Raw genomic sequence first — 16,446 nt, forward strand, 5'->3', positions numbered from 1 at the left:
GGGAGGGCGGAGGGGCAGCGGTGAGCACAGTGGACGCACCCTCCAGCGCACGCGCCCCGCTGTTCTTCATCAGCTACTCACGGGCGCCGGTCGGCCGGGCCACCGGCAAACCCGCCGAGTACGTCTCCCGATTCTTCGAAGACCTCTCGGTCCACGTCAGCGAACTTGTCGGCCCGGTGACCGGGGTGGACGCCGGCTTCCTGGACACCTCCATCGCCGGCGGGGAACGGTGGAGCCCGGAGCTGCTCCAGGCCGCCGGCACCTGCCAGGTCTTCGTTCCGCTGGTGTCCAGCGCGCTGCTCGGCAGTGCCTGGTGTGGCCGGGAGTGGGACGCGTTCTCCCGCCGACGCATCACCCCGCGGCACAGCTCGGCCTCGGTCCACGAGACGGCGATCGTGCCCGTCACCTGGTCGCCGACGAACGGCACGGCACTGCCTCGGGTGCTCCGCGACATCCAGCGCTTCTCCCCGACCGCGATGCCGGATCCCGACATCGCGGTGCACTACCAGCGGGACGGGGTCTATGGCTTGTTGACCATGCAGTGGGAGAACGCGTACCGGGCGGTCGTGTGGCGGCTCGCGCAGCGGATCGTGGCCATCCACCGCTCGTACCTCGTCGAACCCTGGGTGCCGGAGAGCGTGGACGAGCTGTGCAACAGGTTCGCCGAGGAGCCGGAGTGAGCCCGCCGACGGACCGGCGCCGGCCGGGATCGCGAGGGACGTACTTCTTCCTGAGCTACGCCCACTCGGCGCCGCCGCCGGGCGCCCGCGCCGACGCCGACGTGTGGGTCGGCCAGTTCTTCGCCGACCTCACCGACGAGGTGCGGCGTCAGGCCCGACCCGTCGCCGGCATGCGGATCGGCTTCTTCGACCAGCACATCCCGTTGGGCGCCGACTGGAAGGCCGCCCTCGCCGAGGCGCTCGGTGACGCCGAGGTCTTCGTCCCGCTCTACTCACCCGGCTACTTCAGTCGCCCCTGGGCGCTGGGGGAGCAGGAGTCCTTCCGCGCCCGGTTGGCCGCCGCCGGGCCGGCCCGGGTCACCGCCGGCCACCTCACCCCGGTGTTGTGGATCCCGTTCCCGCCGTGGGAGGCCCATCCGGAGTTGGACGGCGCCCTGGACCTGGGCCGGGACGTCCCGGAGTACGCCGCCGACGGCCTGCGCGCGTTCTGCATGCTGGCCTCCTACCGAACGCAGTACGAGCTGCTGCTGAGCCGCCTGGCCAGCCGGATCGTGCACACCGCCGAGCGGCGACCGATCGGCCCGTCCCGGGCGCCTGGCCTGGACGAGGTCGTCCGCCCGGCGCCGACCGACCCGGACTTCGTCGTGGCCGTCCTGGCCCCGACCCGGGACCGACTGCCGAACGACCGCGACCCCGCCGGCTACGCCGCGAGCGGCCGGCTCTGGCGGCCGTACGGGCGCAGCCAGCAACTGCCCGCCGCCGAGTACGCGGCCAGCACCGCGGAGCGGCTCGGGCTGTCGGCCCGTACCGAGGACTTCGCGCAGGCCTCCGCCCTGCTGGACCGGCGGCCGGCCGTGCTGCTCGTCGACCCGTGGATCGCGGCGTCGCCGGACGCGGCCGCGGTGCTCGGCCGCATGCTGCACGGCCTGCGGGAGTGGGTCGTTCCGCTGGTGGTCACCGACGACGACGACAGCCAGGACGCCACCCGCTGGGCCGCCGAGGTGACCGAGCTGCTGCACGACGCCGGTCTGCCCCAGGTGAAGCGCGCGTGCAGCATGCCGGAGTTCGTCGACCTGATGCCCGCGCTGGTCACCGAGGCGCGCCGGCAGTTCCTCAAGTACGGCCCGGTCGTCCCCTTCGAACCACCGCCGGAGCCGGTGCCGAGCCTGCGTGACGGCCTGCCCGCCGCCGGCCCGACCGTTCCCACCGACCCCGCGTCCCCGCCTGATGATCCGGGCCCACCGCGTCCCCACGGAGAAGACCGATGAACAACGATCGCGAAGGCCAGGTCGTCACCTTCTACTCGTTCAAGGGTGGAACGGGTCGGACGATGGCGCTGGCCAACGTGGCCTGGATCCTGGCGGCAAGCGGCCGGCGGGTGCTCGTCGCCGACTGGGACCTCGAGTCACCAGGTCTGCACCGCTTCTTCCACCCGTTCCTCGACGCCGAGGCGATCCAGGGCACCAGCGGTGTGATCGACATGATCCGCGACTACGAGTGGGAGACCACCCGGGTCGACGACCGGCCGGACCGCTGGATGGAGCAGTACGCCCGGGTCGGGCGGCACGCGTTCTCGCTGCGCTGGAACTTCCCGACCGGCGGCGGCCTGGACTTCCTCTCGGCCGGCCGGCAGAACAGCGACTACGCCGTCTCGGTGAGCGGGCTGGACTGGGACAACTTCTACAACCGGCTGGGCGGTGCGCAGTTCTTCGAGGCGCTGCGGGCGGACATGAAGCGCCAGTACGACTTCACCCTGATCGACAGCCGCACGGGGCTCAGCGACGTCGCCGACATCTGCACCCTGCACCTGCCGGACACCCTTGTCGACTGCTTCACCCTGAGCGACCAGGGCATCGACGGCGCGGCCCGGGTGGCGCACTCGGTCCGGGACCGGTACCGGCGACGCGACATCCGGGTCCTGCCGGTGCCGATGCGGGTAGACCAGGCCGAGAAGGAGCGGGCCGAGGCGGGTCGCCTGCTGGCCATGCGCCGGTTCGCCGGGTTGCCGGCCGGCATGACCGAGGCGGAACGGCGGCGCTACTGGGCCGCGGTGGAGGTGCCGTACCGGCCGTTCTACGCGTACGAGGAGACACTTGCGACGTTCGGTGACCCGCCGGGCTCACCGACCTCGCTGTTGTCCGCGTTCGAGACGTTGACCGGGATCCTCACCGACGGCGCGGTGACCGCGCTGCCGGTGATGGACGAGTCGGTTCGGGAGCGGGGCAAGGCTCGTTTCCGCCGCCGCACCGAGGCGATCGACGACCAGATCGTGCTCCGGTACGCGCCGGAGGACGCCATCTGGGCCGAGTGGCTGGAGCGGGTGCTCAGCTCGGCCGGGCTGCGGGTGGTGGACCCGACAGCCGCCGTCGGGTCCGCCGGCACCCCGGCCCCGCGCACGCTGACGGTGGTCTCGCCGGCGTACGTGGCGACGCCGTCCGGTGGTCTGCCCGACCGGGACACGAGCACCGGCTCCACGGCCCTCGCCGTGTACGTCGCCGACCTGCGCCCGCTTGCGGAGTTCCCGTCGCAGAGTTCGACGAATCTCGTCAACGTGAGCGCCGCGACCGCAGTGGAGCGGGTGTTGCGGCTCGTCGGCCGGCCGGTGCCGTCGTCGGCGGACGGGCCGGCGGGTGGTGCCATGCGTTACCCCGGCGCCGAGCCGTTGATCTTCAACGCCCCCAACCGGAACGCCCGCTTCACCGGCCGGGAGGACGACCTGGCCCAACTACGCGCGCAGTTGCAGAGCGGGGGCAGCGCGGTGGTGCTGCCGGTCGCCTTGCAGGGCATGGGCGGTGTCGGTAAGACGCAGGTGGCCCTGGAGTACGTGCACCGGTTCAAGGCCGCGTACGACGTGGTCTGGTGGATCGTCGCGGACCCGCCGCAGTTCGTCGACACCGCCCTCGCCGACCTCGCCGGCCGCCTCGGCATTGTGGCCGGGCCGACCCTGCCCGACACGGTCCGGTCGGTGCTGCAGGTGCTCGGGCGCGGTGAGCCGTACGAGCGGTGGCTCGTGGTGCTCGACAACGCCGAAGAGCTCGACCAGATCGAGCCCTTCCTGCCGCAGGGCCCCGGGCACGTCCTGCTCACCTCCCGGAACCGCGCCTGGGGTGACCGGGCGAACCCGATCCAGGTGGACGTCTTCAACCGCACCGAGAGCGTGGCGCACCTCGCCCAGCGGGTGCCCACGATCAGCGCCGAGGAGGCCGACCGGGTGGCCGAGGCGCTCGGTGACCTGCCCATCGCGGTGGCCGCGGCGGGCGCCTGGCTCGCCGACACCGGCACGTCTGTCGCCGACTACCTGCGGCAGATCGAGCGGCACGGGCCCAGCGCCCTCTCCGTGGAGGCGACCTGGGACCTGTCACTGAACCGGCTGCTCGAGCAGGCGCCGGCCGCGTACCGGCTGTTGCAGCTCTGCTCGGTGCTGGCCCCGGAGATCGCCCTCGAACTCATCTACAGCGACGAGATGGCGGCGGCCCTCGTGCCGTTCGACCCGTCGGTGTCGGAGCGGCTCGTGCGCGGCGCCCTGGTCCAGCAGATCAACCGTCTGGCACTGCTCAAACTGGACGTTCAGGGCGGTCGGATCCAGGTGCACCGGCTGTTGCAGGCGGTCGTCCGGGACCGGATGAGTGACGACGAGATCACCGCCGCCCGACACCAGGTGCACCTGGTGCTGGCGGCGTCCCGGCCCCGTGGTGACGTGGACGACCCGACCACCTGGGCCCGGCTGCGCATGCTCTGGCCGCACCTGGAGGTCTCCGAGGCGCTGACCTGCCCCGACGAGTCGGTGTGCCAGTTGCTGATCGACCGTGTCCGTTATCTGTGGCAGCGCGGTGGTCTGGACCAGGCCGACGGGTTCAGCCAGGAGGTGGACGAGACCTGGAGCGCCCGGCTCGGCGACACGCACGACGAGGTCGAGGCGTCGGCGCTGGGCCGCCAACTGTTGCACCTGCGGTTCAACCGGGCGAACATCCTGCGCAGCCTGGGCCGGTTCAACGAGGCCCGGGACCTGGACGAGGCGGTGCTGGCCGAGCAACGCCGACTCCTCGGCCCGCTGCACCCGCACAGCCTGATGACCGCCGGCAGCCTCGGCGGTGACCTGCGGGCGCTCGGCCGCTACGCCGAGGCCCTGGAACGGGACCGGTCCACCTACGCCTCCTGGTTGCAGGTGTTCGGCGAGGACCACCCCCGGACGTTGAGCGCGGCCAACAACCTCGCCGTGTCGTACCGGCTGGTCGGCGACTACCGTTCGGCCCGCCGGTGGGACGACGAGGTGCACCAGCGGCGGCGGTTGGTGCTCGGCCCCACACACCCGTACACCCTCGTCTCGGCCGTACGACTGGGCAGCGACCTGCGGGAGGCCGGCGAGTACGAGAGATCGGCGACCCTGCTGCGCACGGTGTACGACACGTACCGCGAGGTGCTCGGGCCGGAGGACGGCCAGACTCTGGCGGCGCAGGTCAACCTGGCCGTGTCCCTGCGCAGCTGCGGTCGGGGGAGTGAGGCCGCGCCGATGTTCGAGACGGCGTACCGCGACCTCGACGAACGGTTCGGGCCGGACAATCCGGACACGGTGGCGTGCCGATCGAGCCGCGCGGCGAACCTGTTGGCAGTCGGTGAGGCGGCACGGGCGCTTACCGAGTTGACCGCCGTGCGCCAGGCTTTCGAGGATCTGCTCCGGCTCGGCCCGGAGCACCCGCACGTCCTGGCGACGGTGAGCAACATCTCGGCGGCGGAACGCGCGCTCGGCCGCAAGTCGGACGCGCTCGCGTCGGCGGCCCGGGCGGTCGGTGAGCTGCGCAAGGTGCTCGGCCCCGACCACCCGCACACGCTCGCGGCCGAGGTCAACCAGGCGGTGTGCCTCGCCGAGGAGGGGGACGGGGAGTCGGCGCGGGACCGGCTGCGGGAGACCGCCGGCCGGCTGGCCACGGTGATCGGCGCGGAGCATCCCGACACGCTTCGCTGCCTCGGCGACCTCGCTCTGGTGGCGAAGCGGGTCGGCGACAGCGGCGCCGAGGACGTCGGCGTCGTGGCGGACCGGCTGGCCGAGGTGATCGGCGTGGAGCACCCCACCGTGCAGACGCTGCGCGAACGGCGGTTCGTGGTCCGGGTGATCGACCCGCACACGATCTGACCGGCTCGTTCGGCGGGCGGGTCCGGGTGTCCCGGCTGGCCCGCCGACCGGGCCGTGCCCGGGTCGGGCGGTCAGAGCCGGGGGCTGGTCGCGAGCGCCGGCGTGGCCAGCCAGGTCAGGGTCTGCGGGAGGATCTCCACCGCCCCGAAGTGCGCGGCTCCGGGCTGCACCTGCACCTCGGCGCGTGGGATCCGCGCGGCCAGCCAGTGGGAGTGCTCCACCGGGGAGAAGCGGTCCTGCTCGCCGTGCCAGAGCCGCACCTCCGCGCGGATGGCGCCCAGGTCGAACCCCCAGCCGCGCCGGATCGCCAGCACGTCGTCGATCCAACCCTCGGGGCCGTGTCGCAGCGCCTCGGAGTACATGTCGGTGAGCAGCCGGCGGATCGCGACGTCGTCGACGACCCGGATGTCCTCGTCGGGCAGTTGGGGGCGGAGGAAGTCCAGCAGCGTCATCGGGTCCCGGCGGGCCTCGTCCGCGCGCACCTTCAGGTTGAGTGTGAGCTCGGCCAGGTCCTCGTCGGCCTGGCCGTAGTCCTCCACGTTCGATTCCGCCATGCCCGCGTACCAGTCCAGGTCGGGTGCGCCGGCCGGGGCGAGACCCACGAGCACGGCGGCCCGGGTGACCCGGTCGGGCAGCAGCGCGGCACAGGCCAGGGCGTGTGGTCCGCCACCGGAGCGGCCCACCACCGAGAACCGCTCGATGCCGAGGTCGTCGGCGATCGCCGCCACGTCGGCGGCGGCGTCGGCCACCCGCCGACCCTCGTGCCGGTCGGAGTCGCCGTACCCGGGTCGGTCGTAGCAGACCAGGTGCACGCCGAGGCGGTAGACGACGATGCCCCGGGGCCGGGGGCCGCTGCGACTGCCCGGGGTGCCGTGCAGGAGGAACACCGCCGGCCCGTCCGGTGCGCCGGAGGTCTCCACCGCGAGCTGCCGCCCGTCGGGCGTCGTGACGATGCGCTGTGTCGCGTCTTGTCGCGTCACGGTTGGCCTCCCGCGGGTCGTCATGTGCTCCCCCGTGAACGGAGCCGCGCATCGTCGGCGCCGAGTGCAAAGCCCCCGAAATCGCCCAGAACACATTCTTGTTGTGCAGCGTACTGCCCGTCGTGGATGCCCGCCATGGGCCGGCGGGTCAATGCCGGTGGGTGGGGGCTCCGGAAGGGGCCGCTACCCTGGTAGCCCGAGGGGAAGGGGCACCAATCCGGTGGCGAGGACCTACAACGTCGTGACGTACGGCTGCCAGATGAACGTGCACGATTCCGAGCGGATCTCCGGCCTGCTCGAACAGGCCGGCTACGTGCGCGCGGTGCCGACCGGCGACACCCCGGACATCGTCGTCTTCAACACCTGCGCGGTGCGGGAGAACGCGGACAACCGGCTCTACGGCAACCTCGGTCGCCTGCGTCCGGTGAAGGACAAGCACCCCGGGATGCAGATCGCGGTCGGCGGCTGCCTGGCCCAGAAGGACCGGGGCGACATCGTCCGCAAGGCGCCCTGGGTGGACGTGGTCTTCGGCACCCACAACATCGGCGCGCTGCCGGTGCTCCTGGAGCGGGCCCGGCACAACGCCGCCGCCGAGGTGGAGATCCTGGAGTCCCTCGACGTCTTCCCGTCCACGCTGCCCACCCGTCGCGAGTCCACCTACGCCGGCTGGGTGTCGATCTCGGTGGGGTGCAACAACACCTGCACGTTCTGCATCGTCCCGGCGCTGCGCGGCAAGGAGAAGGACCGCCGCCCCGGCGACATCCTCTCCGAGGTGCGCGCCCTGGTCGACGAGGGCGTGCTGGAGGTGACGCTGCTCGGGCAGAACGTCAACTCGTACGGCGTGGAGTTCGGCGACAGGTACGCGTTCGGCAAGCTGCTGCGGGCCTGCGGCGACATCGACGGGTTGGAGCGGGTGCGGTTCACCAGCCCGCACCCGAAGGACTTCACCGACGACGTGATCGCCGCGATGGCCGAGACGCCGAACGTCTGCCACTCGCTGCACATGCCGTTGCAGTCCGGCTCCGACGACGTGCTGAAGGCGATGCGCCGGTCCTACCGCTCCGAGCGGTACCTGGGGATCATCGAGAAGGTCCGGGCGGCGATGCCGGACGCGGCGATCACCACCGACATCATCGTCGGGTTCCCCGGTGAGACCGAGGCGGACTTCCAGCGCACCCTGGACGTGGTCCGGGAGGCCCGGTTCTCCTCGGCCTTCACCTTCCAGTACTCGAAGCGCCCCGGCACCCCCGCCGCGACCATGGACGACCAACTGCCCAAGCCTGTCGTGCAGGAGCGCTACGAGCGGCTGGTCGCCACCGTCGAGGAGATCAGCTGGGCGGAGAACAAGCGCCTGGTGGGGGAGACCGTCGAGGTCCTCGTCGCCGTGGGCGAGGGGCGCAAGGACGAGCGGACCGGCCGGATGTCGGGTCGAGCCCGTGACGGTCGACTTGTGCACTTTGCGACCGAGGCCCCCGGTGGGGAGTCCCTCGCCGGTCAGATCCGGCCGGGCGACATCGTGCACACCACTGTCACGTACGCCGCGCCGCACCACCTGAACGCCGACGGGGCACTTGTGGCGCACCGGCGTACCCGGGCCGGTGACGCGGCCGAGGCGGGTCGCTCCCCGCGTACCCCTGGGGTTCTGCTCGGTCTGCCGACGATCGGCGCGCCGCCGGTCGCGCCCGCCCCCGCCGCCGGCTGCGCCGCGCACTGACCGCGCGGAGGGCCCCTCGCCGAGGGGCCCTCCGCGGTCAGACGGTGATCTTGCCGGCGCCCGCGCCCGCCGTCACGATGGACTTGACGTTGCTCGCGGTGTCCAGCTGGTAGGAGTACGGGATGCCCGCCACGCTGCCGCCGGCCTGGCCGGTGGGCGAGTTGACGAAGTGGTTGTTGCGGGCGACCAGGCCGCCGGGCCCGGAGTCGCCCTCACCACGGTGGTACGGGTCGTCGACGTTCTCGAAGTAGTTGCCCTCGACGAGCACGCCGGCGTTCTCGGTGGAGGCGACGCCGTAGCCGCCGTTGGCCCGGTAGTAGTTGTTGTAGACGTGCACCGGGTTGCCGAAGCGCACCCGGGGGTTGCGCTGGTTGCTGCCGTCGAAGTAGTTGTGGTGGTAGCTCACCCGCAGGTGACCGACGTCCTGGCCGGCGTTGTCGTCGCTGTGCCCGAGCAGCATGGTCTTGTCGTGGCTGAAGACCCGGTTCCAGGAGACGGTGACGAAGTCCGAGCCGCGCTTGATGTCGACCGCGCCGTCGTACCCGTTGCTGAACGTGTTGTGGTCGATCCAGATGTTGGTGGCCGACTCCTGCACGTTGATCGCGTCGTCGTCCCAGTTGCGGAAGGTCAGGTTGCGGATGATCACGTTGCGGTCGCCGTTGACGTTGAGCCCGCAGCCGACGATCGTCGCGCCGTAGTTGCCGATGATGGTCTTGTTGGACCGGACCCGCAGCATCCCCGAGCAGGTGATGGTCCCGGTCACCCGGATCACCGCGGCCCCTGTCGCGTTCAGCGCGCTGGTCAGGCCGGAGGCGTTGCTGACGGTGGTGGTGCCGGCGTTGCCGCCGCCGGTGGTGCCGCCGTTCTGGGTGGCCCAGCCGACGAGGTTCGACGGCTGCTGGTTGGTCGGCGGGGGAGTGCTCGACGGCGGCGGGGTGGTCGGTGGCGGGGTGGTCGACGGTGGGGTGGTCGGGGTGGTGCTGCCGGTGCAGGCGACGTTGTTCAGGGTGAAGCTGCTCGGAGCCGGGTTGCTGGAGTTGTTCCAGCTCGCGTTGAAGCCGAACGAGGCGGTGCCGTTCGTCGCCAGGTTGGCGTTGTAGTCGACGTTCGTCGCGGAGACCTGGCTGCCGCTCTGCGAGACGGTCGCGCCCCACGCCTGGCTGGTCTGCTGCCCGGCCCCGTACGACCAGCGCAGCGTCCATCCGGAGACCGGGTCGCCGAGGTTGGTGACGGTGACGTTGCCGGTGAACCCGCCAGGCCACTGGCTGGCGACCGAGTAGGCCACCTGGCAACCGGCGGCAGCCTGGGCGGACACGGAGGTCAGCAGCCCGGCGGTGACCAGGGTGGCGGTGGCTGCGGCGGTGGTGGCGATCAGCGTCGTTCGACGCCGTCCTGTGCGCATGCTGCTTCCTTTCGATGAGGCGGACGGAGGTGTCGCGACGCCCATGCCCGTGGGCGGCGAGTCTCGGCCGGGACCAGTGGTCCTCGGGCCCGCCGGTGCAGGTTCGTGAAGGTAAGCGGCTCCCGCGCTCGCGCCCGCCGATGGTGAGGCAAGCGCTTTCCCGATGAAAGCATAGAAGAACCTTGATGTAAATGGTCGGGACGGCCGATGCGGTCCGCACCGCACCGGCCGTCCCGGCAGCTCAGCAGCTGGTGCCGCTGAGTTTCACGGTGCCCGGCGCGCTGGCGGTGCCGTTGGCGGTGAAGCCCACGGTGACCGACCCGCCCGCCGGCAGGGACGGTGCGTGACTCGGAGCGGCAGCGGTGACTGTCGTGCCGGACTGCGTGACCGTGGCATTCCAGCCACTGCCAAGCGTCACCCCGGACGGCCAACTCCAGGTGACCGACCACGGGTTCACCGCGCCCGAGCCGGTGTTCTTCACCGTCAACTCGCCCTGGAAGCCGCCCTGCCAGGCGTTGACCTGCCGGTAGGTGGCCGTGCACGCGCCGCTCGGCGGGTCGGTCGGCCCGCCTGTCGTCGGCGGGGTGGTGCCGCCGCCGGTGGGCGCGATCAGGTACGGCTGGAGGATCGCCTGCTTGGCGGTGTTGACGTTCGTCCAGTCGTCCAACGCGATGCCGCCGGTGTCACCCGAGTTCGGGTTCCACGACCAGTAGGTGAAGGACATCCCGGTCACCCCGGTCCCGGTGTACGCCATCAGCTTCTCCAGCCACACCTTGTCCTTCGGGTCGACGAGGGTGCTGCCGAACTCGCCCATCATGATCGGCGCGATGTTCTGCTTGTAGAGGTAACCGAAGTACTTGTCCCAGATGGCCGGCATGTTCGCCGGGTAGTCCGGGGCGTCGAACCAGGTCTGCCGGTACACCGAGGTGGCGTACTCGTGCGGCGAGTAGACGAGCCGGTTCGCCACGTTCAGCCGTACCGGGAACTGGCCCGCCTTCGACAGGTTGCCACCCCACCAGCCGCAGTCCTCGTCGTTGCTCGGGTCGTTGTCCCAGACGTTGGAGAGACCGCCGCTGGGGCAGCTCACCCCCTCCACGAAGATCAACCAGTTGGGCTGGACACCGAGGATGGCGTTGCCGGCCCGCTCGGCGGCGAGCCGCCAGTCCCGGGTGGTGTCGCCGCAGCCCCAGCACGCGCCGGTCGCCGCCGGGTTGGTGCCCTCCGCGTGCGGCTCGTTGTGCAGGTCGGCGCCGATCACCGTCGGGTTGCCCGCGTACCGCTGGGCGAGCATCTTCCAGTCGTTGATCCAGGTCGCCTCGGAGACCGTCGACGTGTACCAGAGGGGCGACTGCCCGGCCGCCGTCGGCCGGTGCCGGTCCAGGATGATCCGCATGCCCTTGCTGCCGGCGTAGTCGATCACCTTGTCCAGAATCTGCAACGGCGACAGCCCGATCAGGTCCGGGTTGACGAAGTCGTTGATCCCGGTGGCGGTCGCGCCCGGCTTCAGCGCGTCGTTCGAGTACGGCACCCGCAACGTGTTGTAACCAAGCCGGGCCATCGTGTCGAGCTGGCCCCGCCACGGGTTGCTCGACCACAACCCGTGGAAGGTCTTGTTGTCGGTCTCCATGCCGAACCAGTTGATGCCGGTCAACCGGACCGTGGCGCCGGTGCTGTCCACGATCTGGTTGCCGCTGGTGCGCAGATAACCGGTACCGGTGCCAGCGGCAACGGCCGGGCTGGTGCTGACGGCGGCGGCGAGGAACACGCCGGTCGCGACGGTGGCGAGCGCGGTGAACGCGGCGCCGAGAGCGGTACGACGGAACATTCGAGCTCCACTTCGGAGGCCCGCGTCATCGGTCGACGACGCCGGCGGGCGGCCGTCCGCACGTCCCGGCCCCGAAGGGGTACGCGGACAGTGCGCGACGGCCCATGTCACGCGGACGTGGTCACTCGCGGAAGCTCACCGGCGACCCTCGACGGCGGATGCTTCGCCTTCGTCGCCCCTGCGCCGGTGGCCCTACCTGGCTCCGTCGCTCATTCTGATCAGCCCAGGTCGATGCGTCAACCAGCCGTCCGGCCGCCTCACGATCACCCGATCCGTAGCCCACCAGCGCAGACTCGGCCCCGCGCCCGCTCCGCCGGCCCCCGGCATGATCGCGCCCGCTCCTTGTTGTAGTGGCATCCAGGGCGCCAGGATGCCACTACATCCTGGATCGAGTGTGACCTTGACGGCCGTGAGCGCCGGAAGGCCCGCTCCCGGTCTCTCCGGCACTGTGCACGTCGTCAAGATCCACACAACATCAGGGATGTTGTTGTCTCCCGCGCCTCGGAGGCAGCAACATCCGGGTAGTTGCGCGGATCTAGGCGCGGGGCGCGCGGTGCGGGGCGCGCGGTGCGGGGCGCGCGGTGCGGGGCGCGCGGTGCGCGGGGGTGCGGTGCGCGGGGGTGCGGGGCTGGACACGTCGGAGCCCCCGGGTCCCGTGAAGGGGCCGGGGGCTCCGGAACGTCGTCAGATCAGCCGGCCTGCTCGGCGAGCTGGAGGAACTGCCGCTTGGAGGCGAGGGCCTGCTCGGCCTCCTTGATCCGGCGTGCGTCCCCGGCGCTCTGTGCGCGGGCCAGCCGGTCCTCGGCCTCCGCCACCTGCGCCCGCATCTGGGCGAGGAGCGGGTTGTCCTCCTTGGTGGTGCGGCGCCACGCCGAGTCCATCACGTCACGGACCTTGTCGTCGATGACGCGCAGTCGGCGCTCCAGCCCGGCGGCCGCCTCGCGGGGCACCCGCCCGGCCTCGTGCCACTGGGCCTGGATCTCCCGCAGCTTGGCCTGGGCGCCCTTCGGGTCGGCGTCGATGTCCAACGCCTCGGCCTCGGCGAGCAGGGCCTGCTTGCGCTCCAGGTTGCCGCGCTGCTCGTTGTCCCGTGCGGAGAAGACCTCGCTGCGCCGGCTGAAGAAGGCGTCCTGGGCACCCCGGAAACGTTCCCAGAGCTTCTGCTCGGCCTCCTTGGAGGCGCGCGGGGCGGCCTTCCACTGGGTCATCAGGTCCTTGAGCTGGTTGGCGGTCGCGGCCCAGTCGGTGGAGTCCTGGAGCTTCTCCGCTTCGGCGACCAGCTCCTCCTTGGCGGTCTGCGCCTGCTTGCGCTGCGAGTCCAGGGAGGCGAAGTGGGCGCCGCGGCGGCGGGTGAAGCCGTCCCGGGCGGCGGCGAACCGCTTCCACAGCTCACCGTCGGCCTTCTTGTCGACCCCGCGGATGGTCTTCCACTCGTCGAGGATCTCCTTGAGCCGGTCCCCTGCGGTCTTCCACCCGGTGGATTCGGCGGCCAGCTTCTCGGCCTCCTCGACAAGCGCGGTCTTGCGGGCCAGGGCCTCGCCACGGGCGGCGTCCCGGGCAGCGCGTGCTTCGCCGGCCTTCTCCTCGGCGAGGGTCGACAGCTTGTCCAGGCGGGCGGTCAGCGCGTCGATGTCCCCGACCACGTTGGCCTCGGGCAGCGTCGCGCGGATCCGCCGGATCGTGCTCAACGAGTGCCCGGCGTCCGCCGCACCCGACTTGAGCCGTGCCTCGGTCAGGTCCACCTCGGTCACCAGGTCGGCGAAGCGACGTGCGAAGTGTGCCAGGCCCTCCTCCGGTGCTCCCGCCTGCCAGGATCCGACCACCCGCTCGCCCTCGGTGGTCTTGACGTACACGGTGCCGTCCGCGTCCACCCGTCCGAAGGCAGTCCAGTCGCTCATGTGCCCATCCTCGTTCTCCCGGCGTCGAGGGATCGATCCCCCGTCGCCGCCACGGCGCAGCCAAGTTGCTTCCGGCATTGTCACAGGTCCGACCCCGTCCGCGTCGAGCGCCTATCGCCGACCGTGACCATACGGTGTCCTAGGGGCCGAATGACCGGATCGGCTCGGAGACGCACCGGGGATTCCCGCTACGGTGAACGGGTGCCACTGGTCGCCGCCGCTGTCTGCCCGCATCCGCCCCTGCTCGTGCCCGAGGTGGCCGGCTCCGCGGCCGCCGAGCTGGACGATCTGCGGGCGGCCTGTGACACGGCCGTACGCCGGCTGTTGACCACCGAGCCGGACATCGTGGTGCTGCTGGGCACCGGCCCGGTGACCGGTCCGGTCCGCAGCCCGGCCACCGGCTCCCTCCAACCCTGGGGTGTCGACCTGGACGTGCCGTTGGTGTCCAATCAGCCGGACCGGGGCGCGGTGCTGCCGTTGAGCCTGACCATCGGCGCGTGGCTGCTGACCCGCCACCACACCGATGCGCCGGTGGCCGCCGTGCAGGTGGCCGCCGACGCCGGCCCGGCCGAGCTGGCCGCGCTCGCCGACGAGGTCGACGGCGTGGGTGACCGGGTGGCGGCGCTGGTGCTCGGGGACGGGTCGGCCTGCCGGGGCGAGAAGGCACCCGGGTACGACGACGCGCGCGCCCTCCCGTACGACCTGGGGGTTGCCGCGGCGCTCGCCGACGCGGACCTGGACGCCCTGCTCGACCTCGACCCGGTGGTGTCGACGGAGCTGAAGGCCGCCGGTCGCGCCCCCTGGCAGGTGCTCGCCGGCGCGGCCCGCGTGGCCGGCGGTGGATGGCGTGGCGAGCTGTTGCACGACTCCGCCCCCTACGGTGTGGCCTACTTCGTGGCGTCCTGGGAGCGGGTGTGAGCGGCGGCCCGGTCGTCGCGGTGGTCGGCCCGACCGCGGCCGGCAAGTCGGCGCTGAGCATCGCGTTGGCGCACGCCCTCGACGGGGAGGTGGTCAACGCCGACTCGATGCAGCTCTACCGGGGCATGGACATCGGCACCGCGAAGCTGACCGTCGCCGAGCGGGACGGGGTGCCGCACCACCTGCTGGACATCTGGGAGGTCACCGAGCCGGCGAGCGTCGCGGAGTACCAGCGGCTGGCTCGCGCGGCGGTGGACGACATCCTGGCCCGAGGTCGGGTGCCGCTGCTTGTCGGTGGCTCCGGGCTCTACGTGCGGGCGGTGTTGGAGCACTTCGAGTTCCCGGGCACCGACGCGGCGCTGCGGGAGCAACTGGAACGCGAGTTGGCCGAGGTCGGCCCGGCCCCGCTGTACGCGCGGCTGCGTGCCGCCGACCCGGTCGCCGCCGAGCGCATCCTGCCGGCCAACGGGCGGCGGATCGTCCGGGCCCTGGAGGTGATCGAGCTGACCGGCGCGCCGTTCACCGCCTCGCTGCCGCAGCCCACCCCGTACTACCCGTCGGTGCAGCTCGGCGTCGACCTGGCCACCGACGTCCTGGACGAGCGGATCGCGCTGCGGGTGGACCGGATGTGGGCCGACGGCTTGGTGGCCGAGACGCGTGAGCTGGTCGGGCGGGGGCTGCCCGAGGGGCGGACGGCGAGTCGGGCGCTCGGCTACCAGCAGGTGCTGCGGGTGCTCGCCGGTGAGCTGACCGAGGCGCAGGCGCACGACGAGACGGTCCGGGCGACCCGGCGCTTCGTCCGCCGGCAGCGGTCCTGGTTCCGCCGGGACTCCCGGATCCACTGGCTGGACTCGGCGGAACCGGACCTGATCGGGGCCGCCACGCGTCTGGTGCCGGCCGAGACGCGATAATGGGGGCGTGGAGTTCACCAAGGGCCACGGCACCGGCAACGACTTCGTCATCCTTCCCGACCCGGACGGTCAGCTCGACCTGACACCGGAGCTGGTCGCGGCGCTCTGCGACCGGCGGCGGGGCATCGGCGCGGACGGCGTGCTGCGGGTGGTCCGCGCGGCCAAGCACCCGGACGGCGCGGGGTTGGCCGGCGAGGCCGAGTGGTTCATGGACTACTGGAACGCCGACGGCTCGTTCGCCGAGATGTGCGGCAACGGCGCCCGGGTCTTCGTGCGCTACCTGCTCGACACCGGGCTGGCCACGCCCGCCGGCGCGGCGTTGCCGGTGGCCACCCGGGCCGGCGTCGTGCGCGCGCTTGTCGAGGGCGACGCCGTCTCCGTCGAGATGCGCCGACCCCGGGTGTACGACGAGTCGGCCGCCACCCTCGGCGAGCTGACCCTGACCGGCGCGGTGGTGGACGTCGGCAACCCGCACCTGGTCTGCGTCCTGCCGGCCGGCGTGGAGCTGTCGGCGCTGGACCTGACCGTCGCCCCAGGGTTCGACCGGGCGGTCTTCCCCAGTGGGGTGAACGTCGAGTTCATCGTGGCGGGCGACCCGGTCGACGGCACCGACGGGCACACCCTGATGCGGGTGTACGAGCGCGGCAGCGCCGAGACGCTCTCCTGCGGCACCGGCGCCTGCGCGGTGGGCGCGGTGGCCCTGCGCGACGCCGGCCGGGACACCGGAGTGGTAGCCGTCGACGTGCCCGGCGGCCGCGTGACGGTCACCGTAACCGCAGACTCCTGCTGGCTCTCCGGCCCCGCCGTCCTGGTGGCGAGCGGCGAGATCAGCCTGTCCGCGCTGGCGGTGTGAACAGCCGGTCGAGGTGGCAGGTCAAGATCGCCAGCGCGCTCACACCGCCGAAACCCCAACCCCCATCTCGTTGGCGCTCGCCCGACGCAGCCTCATCAAGACCTGGCGTACACCCGAGGCGCTCATCGACGTCA

General features: G+C 72.0%; 11 protein-coding genes. 7 read left to right on the forward strand and 4 right to left on the reverse strand.

Going from position 1 to position 16,446, the window contains the following annotated elements:
* Nucleotides 1-20 precede the first annotated feature (20 nt).
* Genes ACWER9_RS25625 through fxsT form a run of 3 tightly spaced genes read left to right on the forward strand, consistent with a single transcriptional unit; the run spans nt 21 to nt 5,811 of the window.
* Entirely contained in the window at nt 21-680 is a 660-nt protein-coding gene (locus ACWER9_RS25625; protein ID WP_452304225.1) for a TIR-like protein FxsC, read from the forward strand.
* Nucleotides 677-1,948, forward strand: a complete 1,272-nt coding sequence (locus ACWER9_RS25630) for a TIR-like protein FxsC (protein ID WP_452304226.1) — start codon at nt 677-679, stop codon at nt 1,946-1,948. The genes ACWER9_RS25625 and ACWER9_RS25630 overlap by 4 nt, the downstream gene beginning before the upstream one ends.
* Complete coding sequence (gene fxsT / locus ACWER9_RS25635) at nt 1,945-5,811, forward strand: FxSxx-COOH system tetratricopeptide repeat protein (protein WP_452304227.1); 3,867 nt, start codon at nt 1,945-1,947, stop codon at nt 5,809-5,811. Before ACWER9_RS25630 ends, fxsT begins: the two co-directional genes overlap by 4 nt.
* Before the next feature lie 71 nt (nt 5,812-5,882).
* On the opposite strand, the gene ACWER9_RS25640 is transcribed toward fxsT, so the two are convergent.
* On the reverse strand, nt 5,883-6,791 hold the full coding sequence (locus tag ACWER9_RS25640; RefSeq protein WP_452304228.1) for an alpha/beta fold hydrolase: 909 nt from the start codon (nt 6,789-6,791) through the stop codon (nt 5,883-5,885).
* A gap of 220 nt (nt 6,792-7,011) precedes the next feature.
* On the opposite strand from ACWER9_RS25640, the gene miaB reads away from it, so the two are divergent.
* Complete coding sequence (miaB, locus tag ACWER9_RS25645) at nt 7,012-8,505, forward strand: tRNA (N6-isopentenyl adenosine(37)-C2)-methylthiotransferase MiaB (RefSeq protein ID WP_452304229.1); 1,494 nt, start codon at nt 7,012-7,014, stop codon at nt 8,503-8,505.
* 37 nt (nt 8,506-8,542) lie between these two features.
* On the opposite strand, the gene ACWER9_RS25650 is transcribed toward miaB, so the two are convergent.
* The 3 genes from ACWER9_RS25650 to ACWER9_RS25660 form a co-directional block, all read right to left on the reverse strand.
* Nucleotides 8,543-9,907: a pectate lyase family protein gene (locus tag ACWER9_RS25650; protein ID WP_452304230.1), complete on the reverse strand. Its 1,365-nt coding sequence runs from the start codon at nt 9,905-9,907 to the stop codon at nt 8,543-8,545.
* 241 nt (nt 9,908-10,148) lie between these two features.
* A complete protein-coding gene (locus ACWER9_RS25655; protein WP_452304231.1) occupies nt 10,149-11,732 on the reverse strand; it encodes a cellulase family glycosylhydrolase in 1,584 nt (527 codons plus the stop codon).
* 689 nt (nt 11,733-12,421) lie between these two features.
* Nucleotides 12,422-13,630: a DUF349 domain-containing protein gene (locus tag ACWER9_RS25660; protein WP_452304232.1), complete on the reverse strand. Its 1,209-nt coding sequence runs from the start codon at nt 13,628-13,630 to the stop codon at nt 12,422-12,424.
* Between the two features lie 150 nt (nt 13,631-13,780).
* Between ACWER9_RS25660 and ACWER9_RS25665 the strand changes: the two genes are divergently transcribed.
* From ACWER9_RS25665 to dapF, 3 genes are read left to right on the forward strand one after another with little or no spacing between them, the layout of a single operon-like run.
* Nucleotides 13,781-14,548 carry a hypothetical protein gene (locus ACWER9_RS25665; RefSeq protein ID WP_452304233.1) on the forward strand — a complete coding sequence of 256 codons (768 nt, stop codon included), beginning with the start codon at nt 13,781-13,783 and terminating at the stop codon, nt 14,546-14,548.
* Nucleotides 14,545-15,459 carry a tRNA (adenosine(37)-N6)-dimethylallyltransferase MiaA gene (gene miaA / locus ACWER9_RS25670; protein ID WP_452304234.1) on the forward strand — a complete coding sequence of 305 codons (915 nt, stop codon included), beginning with the start codon at nt 14,545-14,547 and terminating at the stop codon, nt 15,457-15,459. The genes ACWER9_RS25665 and miaA overlap by 4 nt, the downstream gene beginning before the upstream one ends.
* 7 nt (nt 15,460-15,466) lie before the next feature.
* Nucleotides 15,467-16,312 (forward strand): diaminopimelate epimerase, encoded by an 846-nt coding sequence (gene dapF, locus ACWER9_RS25675; RefSeq protein ID WP_452304235.1) that lies wholly within the window; start codon nt 15,467-15,469, stop codon nt 16,310-16,312.
* Nucleotides 16,313-16,446: the final 134 nt, after the last annotated feature.

The sequence above is a fragment of the Micromonospora sp. NPDC003944 genome (assembly GCF_053605225.1).